Here is a 12,042-nt window from a genome sequence, read left to right as displayed (position 1 = left end):
CGCGCGCGGGGACAGATCAAATCGCGGGGAGGCCGCGTTCGACGATCTTGCGGATGAGATCGCGGTGGCGCGGCAGGCCAGCGCGCAGGCGTTCGGTCTGGCTCGCCGCCTCGCGCCGCGCCTGCTCGGCAAGCCGGGTATCGCCGGCGATCGCGTCGCGCGCGACCTCGGTCTGGAAGCCCATGCCGTAGAGCACGTATTGATAGCTCGCCGCGGGGAAGACCTCTTCCACCCGGTCGAACTCGTCGTGGAACCACGGCGGTTGGTATTTCCACAGCGTCAGCAGATCGCGCAGCCGGTCGGGGATGCTTTCCGCCCGCACATTGTCGCGCCAGAAGTCGCTGTCGGTGCGCTTGGTCAGCACGTAGTGCAGCTTGAGGAAATCGATGATCCGCCCCCAGCGATAGTGCGTCGTCGCGTTGAAGCGCGCGGCGAGGATGTCCATCACTTCGCGGCATACCGGCATCTGCTCGGCGATCAGCTTGGCCGACAGCTCGATCAGCACGATCGCCGACGCCTCGAGCGGTTCGAGAAAGCCCGCGGCGAGACCGACCGCGACGCAATTGTTCTTCCAGAAGGTTTCGCGGTGCCCGGCGCGGATCGCCAGCTTGCGCACCGGCAGGTCGCGCCCCGCTGGGCCGAGATAGGCGCGCAATTCCTGCTCGGCCGCGTCGTCGGAGATATGGCTGCTCGAAAAGACGTGGCCCACGCCGCGCCGCGTCGGCAAACCGATGTCCCAGATCCAGCCCGACGATTGTGCGGTCGAGATGGTGTGCGACGCGATCGGGTCTTCGGGGTCGGCATAGGGAATCTGCACCGCGAGTGCAGTGTCGCAGAACAGCGTGTCGCTGCAGCTCTTGAACGGCACGCCGAGCGTCTTGCCGATCAGTAGCGCGGCAAAGCCGGTGCAGTCGACGAACAGGTCGCCGGGGATTTCGCCCGCCTGTTCGGTGACGACGCTCAGGATATCGCCATTCTCGGCCTGCGTCGCATGCTGGACGTCGGCGAGGACGTGGTGGACGCCGAGCTTCTCGCAGCAATGCCGCTGCAGGAAGCCGGCGAATTTGCCCGCATCGAGGTGATAGGCGTAATTGGCGACCGCCTCGAACTCGGGGGTCGCGATCGTCTTCGGGGCGAGCCCGTCGTCGCACAGCCGCCCTTGCGGGGAAACGGTGTCGCAAAAGCTCTGGCCGTCGCCGCCGGCGAGCCAATGTTCGGCGAGGTTCACGCGGGCAAAGCCCTGCGGCAGCATCAAGGGGTGATAATAGCCCTCATCGGGCTCACCCGTCGTCCAGCGTGCGAAGCGTGCACCCTGCTTGAACGACGCGTTGCATTCGCGGAAGAAATCGCTCTCGGAGACGCCGATCTTGGACAGCGTTGCGCGCAGCGTTGGCCAGGTGCCCTCGCCGACGCCGATGATCGGCGTGTTGGGGGATTCGACCAAGGTGACGGTGAAGCCGGCCGGCATCCGGCCCTGATGGCGCGCGGCGATGATTCCGGCGGTCAGCCAGCCGGCGGTGCCGCCACCGACGATCACGATATTCTGGATGCTCTGCATCGCGCCCGATTACCAAAAAAACGGGGGCGCCGATATGGCGCCCCCGAGGGGGAGGGGGTCAGAAGCGGTAGCGGGCACCGGCGAGATAGCGCCGGCCATAGTCGAACACGTCGAGCAGCTGGTTGTCGAAGCGGCCGTGCGTGCTTTGCTGGTTGTTGTTGACGTTCTGGACTTCGCCAAACACGCTGAAATGCTTGTTGATGTCATAGCTCGAGGACAGATCGAGCTGGAGGCTCGAATTGACGAAGGTCGGCTCGGCACCGAACTGGCCGGTGTTCTGGTTCTGCCCGAACTGGAGCAGATACTTGTCGCGCCAGTTCAGCGCGGCGCGGAACTGGAACCCGTGCTTGTCATAGAAACCAACGAAGTTCGCCGAATTCGCCAGACCCGTTACCGCAAAGCCGGTCTGCGAGATGTTGGTCGGATCGTACGGCTTGTTGGTATCGACGAAGGTGGCGTTGGCGGTGAAGCCGAAGCCGCTTTCGCCGAACACCTGCTGCCACGCCACTTCGACGCCGCGTACCGTCGCATCGGGTCCGTTGACCTGCTGCGTCACCGCAAAGCTGGCGAGCTGCCCCGTGGTCGGATCGACCACGCCGTTGATCGCCTGGCGCGTCACGCCGCCGACGATGAAGTTGCTGACGTTCTTCACGAAGAAGTCGACCGACAGATACGAGTTGCGCTTGTAATACCATTCGGCTGCGATGTCGAAATTGTCCGACAGATACGGCTTGAGGTTGGGGTTGCCGCCGCTCGCCGTCAGCGCGTTGACGCGCTGGCCGCTGCCGACGTTGAGCACCGGCGACAGCAGGTTCAGCGCCGGGCGCGTCAGCGTGCGCGACGCGTCGAAGCGCAGCTGCAGCCGATCGGTGACTTCAAGCCGCGCATCGAGCGTCGGGAGCAGATAGGAATAGTTGCTCTTGCTCGTCACCGCCTGGACCGGGGTGTAGCTCGACACCGTCAGCAGCGTCGGATCGGCGCTGCTCGTGCTGAGCACCAACGGCTGACGCCCCTGGCCGACCGAGGTCAGATGGGTGTTCTCGTTGCGCACGCCCGCGTTGAAGTGGAACGGCATGCTGCCGATATTGGCAGTGAAGTTGACGCTCATATAGAGCGACCAGGTCTTCTCGCGAACGTCCTGGATGCTGCCGGGATCGACCTGCTCGTCGAAGGCGCCGGTGAAGCCAGTCACGCCCGAATAGTTATAGCCCGGGATGTTCTTGGTCTGCGGGTTGCCGAGGCTGGTCAGATAGTTCTGATACGCGATCGGGCTGAACATGACGAGCGACGGCGGCAACGATCCCTTGAAGCCGGGGATGAAGTTGTTGGTCGAGATCGAGCCCTGATACAGGCTGCTCGGCAGCGGCGCGATGCCACCACCCTGCGCCGATGGGGTGCCGTAGCCGGCATAGGCCTGCCAGTAATTGTTGGTGAAGGTGCTCTGGTTGCTCAACTGGAAGCGGTCTTCGATATATTGGCCGCCGGCCTTGATCGTCAGATTGTCCTGATGCCAGGTCGCGTTGAAGCGCGCCTGCTTGAGCGTATCGGTGTTGCGCTGGGTCTGGTTGACCGTGACGTGCGAGCCGATCAGCGCCGGGTTGGTGAAGTTCGCAGCACTTCCATTGGGACCGTAAGCGGTGAGCACCGGAATGGCATTGCTGCTGTTGCCGAGGATCTGCAGTCCGGTCGTCGTGCCGAGCGCGCCGCCATAGCCGATATCGCCATTCTGGCTGCCGATATTGCCGTCGGGGTTACGCCAGCTCTGCGCGTAGTTGAGATCGCCCTCGAGCGTCAGATGCTCGTTCGCATCCCATTTGATATTGCCGCCGAGCGCGTTGGTCTGCAGCACTTCGGTGTTGATCGCCGAGGTGAAATCGGTCGGCGAGCCGGTCTGCGTGAAGTTGGTCGCCTGGCCGTTCTTGTCGAGCTCGACATTGCGCAGCGAGCCCTGATTGAACCACACGCCGAAGCCGTAAATGTCGGTGACGACCTTCTGCCGCGAGAAATTGTCGTCGATCGTGACCATCACGTCTTCCGACGGGTGCCATTGCAGCGCGATGCGCCCGTCATAGCGCTCGTCCTTGGTGCGATCCTGCTCGTAGACGAACTGCTGCGGGAACCAGCCGACGACGGTCTGGCGTTGCGACGCCGGCGCACCCGCAGTCGAGGTCGGCGCGCAGGTCGTGGCGGTGCTGCCCTTCAGCTGGCACGGCGCATAATAGCCGCCCGACCAGCCATTGACGCCGACGCGGTTGCTGTCGGTGTCGCGGCGCGTGTAAATGAAGTCGGCGAGCACGCCGAGCGTGCCGTTGGCGAAGGTGTCGCTGAGCAGCACGCCGCCGGTCGGGACGACCTTGCCCGAGCGATCCTGGATCGAACCCGCGATGCTCGTCGCCAGACGGAAGCCGGGATGATCGAAGGGTTTCGGGAATTCGACATTGACCGTCGCACCGATCGAGCTCGCGGTGAGCGCGACGTCGGGGGTCTTGAGCACGCTCAGCCGACCGATGAAATCCGAGCCGACGGTCGAGAAGTCGATCTGGCGTCCGCCGGTAGCGGTCGAGATGCGGCGGCCGTCGTACAGCGTCGTGTTGAAATCGCCGCCGAAGCCGCGAACCGTGATGCCGGTCGCTTCGCCGCGTGCGCCCGAGCGCTGGATCGAGACGCCGGGGAGGCGCTGCAGCGATGCCGCGACGTTGGAATCAGGGAATTTGCCGATATCCTCGGACGAGATCGCATCGACCACGCCGGTCGCGTTGCGCTTGATGTCGAGGTTGCGCTGGAGCGAGCCGCGCAGGCCGGTGACGATGATGTCCTGCGACGTGTCGTCGATCGTATTCGAAGCAGCGGCGTCCTGCGGCGTCGTGGTCTGGCTCGCCGTGATCGCAGGAGCGGTGGCCGGGGCGGCTTGGGCGGTCTGGCTGTCCTGCGCTGCAGCCGGATCGGCGAGCGCAAGGGCGAACAGGCTGGAAGCGCCAACGAGAAGCAGCTTGCGCTGCCGGGCGGCTGCGGTTCGACGATCGGCGTGTTCGGATCGGTGCATCATAATCCCCTCCTGAAGTGTTTTCTAATATTCTACCCTCCGCATCGTTGGCGCAGGGATCGGTCTTCCTTGGTCGAACGACTCTCGTCGGTTCCCCGTGGATACGCACTTTGGTATCGCTACCAGATGCGCAGTGCAAGCCGATTTGTCGGTGTAAACAAAAAATCGTATCGCGCCCTTGGCCGGAGCCGGTTCGACCGCCTATGCCGAGCACAAAGCCATGGCATATGGCGGATCGATTTCGGGAGACGGCGGCGGTGGCGAAGCTGGAAATACTCAATGTGCACGACCATGCCGCGCTGCGCGTAGCCCCGCCGATCGCCGGCCAGCGCCACTTCGTGCCGCTCGTCACGAGCGAGTTCGAGGCCGCGGCTTCGCGCTTCCCGATCCTGTTTTCCAAGAATGCCGAGACCGGCGATTTCTATGCCGGCGCGATGCTCGGGTTCAAGCCGGGCGAGAATGTCGTCCACGGTACGCCCGACGCCGGTGCTGCCGACCGACTGAGCGAATTCGTCCGCGAGGGCTTTTTCGTGACCGAAGACGTGATCGTGCTCGATCGTGAACACGCCCGCTTCGCAACCGCTGCCGCAGCGCCGCTGTTCGAGGACGGCGAGCCCGCGCCTGCGTTGAAGCGCATCCAGCGCGCGCTGGCGCAACTCCATGCCGGCGTGCCGCGGACGGCGTCGTTCCTCGAACGGATGCTCGCCGTGAAGCTGGTCGAGCCGATCGACCTGTCGTTCAGCTTCGACGACGGCGAACGCCTCGTGCTCGAAGGGCTCTATACGATCAGCCGCGATGCGCTCGCCGACCTCGACGATACCGCGGTGCTCGCGCTGTTCCGCGCTGGCGATCTCGCGCTCGCGCACGCCGTGATCGGATCGTTGCAGCACGTCGCGCGGCTCGCGCATCTGCGCAACGATCAGCTCGTCGCCGGGTGATGGCACAGGCGGCTTCGCCGGTGCGGACGCTCGATGGCGCGACGCTCGAGCGCGAGCCTTTCGTCGCCGAGGTCGCCAGCAGGTGCGAACCGGTCGTGCTGCGCGGGCTCTGCCGTGACTGGCCCGTTGTCGCGGCGCAGGCCGAGTCGCGCGCGGCGTTGCTCGCCTATCTCGCGCGCTTCGATGCCGGGCGGAGCGCCGAGGCGTTCATCGGCGACCCCGCGATCGGCGGGCGTTACGATTATGCCGACAACCTCGCCGATTTCACCTTTTCGCGCGAGACGCTGGGCTTCGGCGAAGCGCTGCGCCGGATTGCGGATGCCGCCGATACGGCAGGACGCGCGTCGGTCTATATGGGCTCGCTGCCGACCGACAGCCATCTCCCGGGTTTCGCCGCGGAGAACCAGCTCAGCGTCGTGCCCGACGGCGTGCTCCCGCGCATCTGGCTGGGCACGGCGTCGGCGATCGGTTGCCATTACGACACGTTCGACAACATCGCCTGCGTCGTCGCGGGGCAGCGGCGCTTCACGCTCTATCCGCCATCCGCGATCGCCAATCTCTATGTCGGGCCGATCGATCATACGCTGGCGGGGCAGCCGGTGAGCCTTGCCGCCAGCGCCGCGCCGGGCGACCCGCGCTATCCCGATTTCGACGCCATCCGCCACCTGGCGATCACGGTCGATCTGGCACCGGGCGACGCGCTGTATCTGCCCAAATTATGGTGGCATTCGGTCGAGGCGACCGCGCCGTTCAACGTGCTCGTCAATTACTGGTGGGACGGTTTCGCGAGCGGTCCCGACGCGCCCTATACGACGATGCTGCTCGCGATGATCGCGATCGCCGAGCGCCCGCCGGCCGAGCGCGCGGCGTGGCGGGCGTTCTTCGATCATTACGTCTTCCGGCCCGACGGGCACCCGCTCGCGCATCTGCCCGAGACGCAGCATGGCATCCTCGGACCGCTCCGCCAGGGCAATTACGGGCGGATCCGCGCGCTGGTGATGAGGCTGTTGCGCGGCGGTTGACGCGCTGTCGCGATTAGGCTGCGCGGGGAATTGACCCGATCGCGCTTTAGACAGACAAGAAGCGCGATCGGCCACGATGCCGACAGGCGATCCGGGGAGAGTGACGTGCCGACAGGGTATAGCGAGTGGGCGAGGCGCCACCGTCGGTCTATGCTGGCCTGCGCGGTCGCGTTGGCGCTTCCGGCGGCTGCGACGCCGGCGCTGGCGCAGGTCGCGACCCACGTCCCGCCGCCCGTCGCGGGCGCGCGGCCGGTGAGCGTCGAGCGGATCAAGGTCCACGCGCCGAGCATCGTCGGCAATCTCGAAGGCGAATCGGCCGAGCGCGACGTGCTCGTCATCCTCCCGCCGAGCTATGCCGCTACCCCCAAGCGCCGCTACCCGGTGCTCTATGCGCTCCACGGCTATTCGATCGGCGCCGAGCAATGGACCGGCGAGATCCACGTTCCGCAGACGATCGAGGGCGCCTTTGCCACCGGCACGCCCGAGATGATCGTCGTGCTGCCCGATTCGAAGACGCTGCATAACGGCTCGATGTATTCGAGTTCGGTCACCACCGGCGATTTCGAGACTTTCATCGCGCGCGACCTGATCGGCTATGTCGATGCGCATTACCGCACGATCGCCGACCGACGCAGCCGCGGGCTCGCCGGGCATTCGATGGGGGGATACGGCACCGCGCGGATCGGCATGCGCCACCCCGACATGTTCGGCGCGATCTACATGATGAGCCCGTGCTGCCTGTCGGCGCGCGATCCGTCGCAGTTCGATCCCAAGGCCGGCGCCGCGCTCGAGGCGGTGCGCACGCGCGAGGCGGTGGTAGCGCTGCCCTTCTTCTCGCGCGCGCAGTTCGCTAGCGCCGCCGCCTGGTCGCCCAACCCGAAGAACCCGCCTTTCTATCTCGATCTGCCGACCAAGGACGGCGTCGTGCAGACCGACGTGGTCGCGAAATGGGCGGCCAACGCGCCGCTGGCGTTCGTCGATCAATATGTCGGCAATCTCCGCCAATATCGCGCGATCGCGATCGATGTCGGTGATCAGGACGGGCTGAAGGGCGACGCCATCAAGCTGCACGAGGCGCTCGACCGCTACGGGATCGCCAACAACTTCACGGTCTATCCGGGCACGCATACCAGCGATGTCGCGGTCCGCTTCCAGGAATTCGTGATGCCGTTCTTCGGCAAGATGCTCGAGACGAAGGGTACCCGCTGATGCGCCGGATCGTTTTTGCCCTGTTGGCCGGTGCGGCCGCGCTCTACGCCCCGCTCGCTGCGGCCGACCCGCTCGCCCCCACCGGCCAGTGGAGCGCCTACAATGCCGGCGCCGCCAAGCTGCCGCCGATGGGCTGGAGCAGCTGGAACGCCTTCTATGAGGATGTGAGCGAGGAAAAGGTGATGGCCTCCGCGCAGATCATCAAGGATTCGGGGCTCGCGGCGAAAGGCTATCGCTATATCGACGTCGACGATGGCTGGTGGCTCAAGCGCCGCCAGCCCGACGGGCGCCTGATCATCCGCACCACGACCTTTCCGTCGGCAAAGGGGGCAGGGCCGGGCGGCGACACCAGCTTCAAGCCGTTCACCGATCGGCTGCACGCGATGGGCTTCAAGGCCGGAATTTATTCCGACATCGGCCGCAACACCTGTGGGCAGGTGTTCAGCACCGATCCGCTCAACCTGCCCGAAGGCACCGTCGCCGAGCGCGAAGTCGGGCTGTACGGCCATGTCGAGCAGGACATCGCGCTCTATTTCCGCGAATGGGGGTTCGACCTGATCAAGGTCGACGGCTGCGGCGTGCGGGGCCTGTCGGCCACCGAGCCGCGCGTGATCTCCGGGCAATATCGCGCCTTTCCGCCGCTGGTCGATGTCGAGGCGGTCGGTCATAGCGATATCGCCGGGGTGCGCCGCCTGTACGAAGCGGTCGGTCAGGCGTTGCAGCGCGCCAATCCCGACAATGATTATCTCTTCTCGCTCTGCCTGTGGGGCGCGGCCGACGTGCGCGCCTGGGGCAAGGATGTCGCCGGTATCTCGCGCACGAGCGAGGACATTTCGCCCAATTGGTCGCGGATGCTGCACAATTTTGACACCACCGTGCGGCGCGCGCTCTATGCGCATCCCGGCTCGTGGAACGATCCGGACATGCTGTTCGTCGGCACGAAGGAATTCGACGCGGACCATATGAACGAAGCGCGCTCGCATTTCTCGCTCTGGGCGATGGTCAACGCGCCGCTGTTCATCGGCTATGACCTGCGCAAGGCCCCCAAGACGATGATGGACGTGCTCGGCAATGCGCGGATCATCGCGCTCGACCAGGATCCGGCGGGCAACCAGGCGGTGCTGGCGTTCGATACCGACGACGTGCAGATCCTCGTCAAGACACTCGCGAGCGGCGACAAGGCGGTTGCGGTGTTCAACCGCAACGCGACGCCGGTCGATGCCGTGCTGACCGCCGACCAGCTCAAATTCACCGCCGATGGCGAGGTGACGCTCGACGATCTGTGGGACGGCGGCCAGACGCGCTTCCGCAAGGAGACCAAGCTCACGCTCGCGCCGCACCAGACGCTGGTGTTCACCGCGCACGGCACGCGCACGCTCGCGAACGGCCTGTATCTGTCCGAGCAACCGGGCCGGGTGAACCCCGCGGTCGACGGCGTGACCGTTCCCGAACACGATCCGCTGATCCATCGCGGCATCCTGCCGTGGCGGAGCACGCGCGGCGATGGCGACCATCCGCGCTACGGCGGCTGGGGCGGCGCGCAGGCCGACAGCTCGCCTTATGGCGAGACGCTGCAGGTCGCCGGGCGGCGCTTCACCACCGGGATCGGCGCGCTCGCCAATTCGCGGCTCGAGGTGCGCAATGCCGGTTTCGCGACCTTCTCGGCGCTGGTCGGGGTCGATGATTCGGCGCGCGATCGCAGCCAGCCGGTGCGGTTCATGGTTTATGGCGATGGGAAGCTGCTCGGCCAGTCGGCGCCGATGCGCTTCGGCGAGGCGCCGGCGCCGCTGAAAGTCGATGTGCGGGGCGCCAAGATCATCGAACTGGTGGCGCGCACGCCGCAGCCGATGCGCTTTTCCGATCCGGTCAGCTGGTCCGAGGCGGCGCTGCTGCGCTGAGCGGCTGAGGGTTTACGCTGACTCGAAACTCGGGGGGTGGCGCTCGCAGCGCGTTATACTTTGACCGCCATCACGCTCTGCGTATCCTCGAGCGCCAGCTCGACCAGCCGCCGCATCGCCGCGGTCGCCGCCTCGACATCGGCGGCGACGATCGCGTCATAGACGAGCACGTGATCGGGGATCGGGTTACGCGGCAGCGCGCGCATCCGCTGCTTGAACTGCGTCGTCCAGGCGACCGCGGCGCCGATCGAGGCGCTCATCACCACCAGCGCATCGTTGCGCGTCGCGCGCAGGATCGCGTCGTGAAACTGGCGGTCGGCGGCGCGACCCGGCTCGGTCGCGAGCGAGTGGCGGCGCATCGCGGTGAGCGCGTCCTTCATCCGCTTGATGTCGTCGCGGTCGCGCTTGGCAGCGGCGATCCCCGCGGCGGCGGGCTCGATGATCAGCCGCAGCTCGAACAGGCTGCGAACCAGTTGCGGATCGGGCTCGCCCGCAAACGCCCAGGCGAGCACGTCGGGGTCGAGCAAATTCCAGCGGTCGCGCGGCAGGACGCGGGTGCCGGTCTTGGGGCGGCTCTCGACCAGGCCCTTGGCGATCAGCCCCTGGATCCCCTCGCGATACGCGCTGCGCGACACGTCGAGCGTCTCGGCAAAGACCGTCTCGCTCGACAGCGTTTCGCCCGGCGCATATTCGCCCGACAGGATCGCGACGCCGAGCTTGTGCGCGATCGCGCCGCGCAGGCGGCGTCCCTTGCCGCGCGGCGTGCGTGGGGGTGGGGCGGAGCCGTCTCCGGCTTCGGCTTCGGCAACGTCGGCCGCGATTTTGGTGTCTTTGATTGTCACAGCCTTTCACTCTAGCAGCGACGAAGCGCTTCGGAAACTGCGACCATTGTAGCAGGCATCGCGTGTCTCGGTGCGGTCACGGGCGCTGGAAGCTCCAGCGCCCGGTCGGGCTGGCGGGATCGAAGCGGACCAGCGCAGCGGTGCTCCTGCCGATCGCGACGAGCGCGCGTGCCGGGCTCGCCCCGCCAGCGCCCTTGGGGGCGATGCGATAGGTCCCGTCGATCAGCTGGTCGATCCGCCACAATTGCTCGGGCGCGCCGGTGAAGGCGGGGACGGTGACGACATCGTCGCCCGCCACCGCCAGCGCGCGCGACGTGCCCGCGATCACGATGCTGTAATACGGCGCACCGAACGCGCCGCCGCCGCCGGGCGCTGGCGCGATCGTCCATTGCTGGTGCGGGCGGATCATATAGTCGCCGAGATCGACCGCGGTCGGCCCCTTGGGCCAGCTCGCCATGTCCTGTGCAAGCGTCTGGTTCGCGATCGGGCCGACGGGGGCGTCGGGCTTGGCCCTGAAGCTTGCCCGCGCGTCGAAGGCGATCCGCGTGTCGTCGACCGCCAGCTGCAACGCGCCGCCGCGTTCGGACTGGACCTCGTAGGTTCCGGCGACGAGGTTCTCCCCGCCGACCGGCCAGCCGTCGCGCCACAGCAAGGGTTCGATCGCAAGCACGCTGCGCCCGCTGCGGTCCATGTCGGCCTCATAATGCATCGACATCTTCTCGACCCCGTCGCCAAGATCGAGCAGCCCGAAATGCCCCGCGCCATAGTGCCGCCCGTGCCCCGCGACGACGAGCTTCCCGCCACCCTTCAACAGCGGCACGCCGAGATGGTCGACGAACGGCCCGGTGGGGGTGCGCGATCGGCCGACGCGGATGTTGTACGAGGAATTGGGACCGTCGCAGCATGTGCCGTGCGTGCCGAGCAGATAATACCATCCGTCGCGGAACAGCAAAGCCGTCGCTTCCATGTCGATCGCGACATCGACCGGCTGGTTGCCGGCCAGCCGCCCGCCGGTCTTGGGGTCGAGCTCGACCATCCGGATCGCGCCGAAATAGGTGCCATAGCTCAGCCACAGCCGGCCATCGGCCAGCAGAAACGCCGGGTCGATCGCATCGGCCCCCTCGACCCCGTCGCTCGACGCGACGACGCCGACATCGTGATAGCCGAATGCCGGGGATTTGGGATCGAGCGTCCTGGTCCACATCACCTTGACCAGGCTGGCATGGCCGCCGTTCATCCCGCCGCCGCCGACCGCATAGGCGACATAGAAGCGGTCGCCGATCCGGATCACGTCGGGCGCGACGCCGCCGCCGGGGCGTTCGCCGCCCGAATGCCAGGTCCAGCAGTCGTCGGAGACGAGCCCGCCGCCACGCGTGCCGAAGGTATAATATTTCCCGTCGGACAGCGTGATCGTCGAGGGATCGTGGATGAAGGGCTCGCCTGCGAGCTGCGCGGCAGCAGGTGCCGCCGCGAAGCACAGGCCGAGGGCGGCGAGGACGGTGTGTTTCATACGTTCTCCGACGCGCCGCGGC

8 protein-coding genes are annotated in these 12,042 nt (G+C 66.5%); 4 read left to right on the top strand and 4 right to left on the bottom strand.

The features are described from left to right. Window positions 1-16: 16 nt before the first annotated feature. Both EAH76_RS16400 and EAH76_RS16395 read right to left on the bottom strand, forming a co-directional pair. A complete protein-coding gene (locus EAH76_RS16400) occupies window positions 17-1,558 on the bottom strand; it encodes a tryptophan halogenase family protein (RefSeq protein WP_140851364.1) in 1,542 nt (513 codons plus the stop codon). 58 nt (window positions 1,559-1,616) lie between these two features. Beyond that, window positions 1,617-4,601, bottom strand: a complete 2,985-nt coding sequence (locus tag EAH76_RS16395) for a TonB-dependent receptor (RefSeq protein WP_194151030.1) — start codon at window positions 4,599-4,601, stop codon at window positions 1,617-1,619. 257 nt (window positions 4,602-4,858) lie between these two features. Between EAH76_RS16395 and EAH76_RS16390 the strand changes: the two genes are divergently transcribed. From EAH76_RS16390 to EAH76_RS16375, 4 genes are all read left to right on the top strand, one after another. Beyond that, entirely contained in the window at window positions 4,859-5,539 is a 681-nt protein-coding gene (locus EAH76_RS16390; protein ID WP_194151024.1) for a SapC family protein, read from the top strand. After that, window positions 5,539-6,561, top strand: coding sequence for a cupin-like domain-containing protein (locus tag EAH76_RS16385; protein WP_140851362.1), 1,023 nt, complete (start codon window positions 5,539-5,541; stop codon window positions 6,559-6,561). Before EAH76_RS16390 ends, EAH76_RS16385 begins: the two co-directional genes overlap by 1 nt. A gap of 150 nt (window positions 6,562-6,711) precedes the next feature. Then, window positions 6,712-7,770: an alpha/beta hydrolase gene (locus EAH76_RS16380; RefSeq protein ID WP_140851361.1), complete on the top strand. Its 1,059-nt coding sequence runs from the start codon at window positions 6,712-6,714 to the stop codon at window positions 7,768-7,770. Further along, the gene (locus EAH76_RS16375; RefSeq protein ID WP_140851360.1) at window positions 7,770-9,668 is read left to right on the top strand and encodes an NPCBM/NEW2 domain-containing protein; all 1,899 of its coding nucleotides are present in this window, start codon (window positions 7,770-7,772) and stop codon (window positions 9,666-9,668) included. Before EAH76_RS16380 ends, EAH76_RS16375 begins: the two co-directional genes overlap by 1 nt. A gap of 53 nt (window positions 9,669-9,721) precedes the next feature. On the opposite strand, the gene EAH76_RS16370 is transcribed toward EAH76_RS16375, so the two are convergent. Then, entirely contained in the window at window positions 9,722-10,489 is a 768-nt protein-coding gene (locus EAH76_RS16370) for a FadR/GntR family transcriptional regulator (protein ID WP_140851522.1), read from the bottom strand. Window positions 10,490-10,586: 97 nt separating this feature from the next. Then, window positions 10,587-12,020, bottom strand: coding sequence for a family 43 glycosylhydrolase (locus tag EAH76_RS16365; RefSeq protein WP_140851359.1), 1,434 nt, complete (start codon window positions 12,018-12,020; stop codon window positions 10,587-10,589). Window positions 12,021-12,042 lie beyond the last annotated feature (22 nt).

This window comes from Sphingomonas glacialis (assembly GCF_006439055.1).
Taxonomy (GTDB): Bacteria; Pseudomonadota; Alphaproteobacteria; order Sphingomonadales; family Sphingomonadaceae; genus Sphingomonas; species Sphingomonas glacialis_A.
Note: the sequence above shows the minus strand (reverse complement) of the source record. Positions and strands in the feature narration are given on the sequence as shown.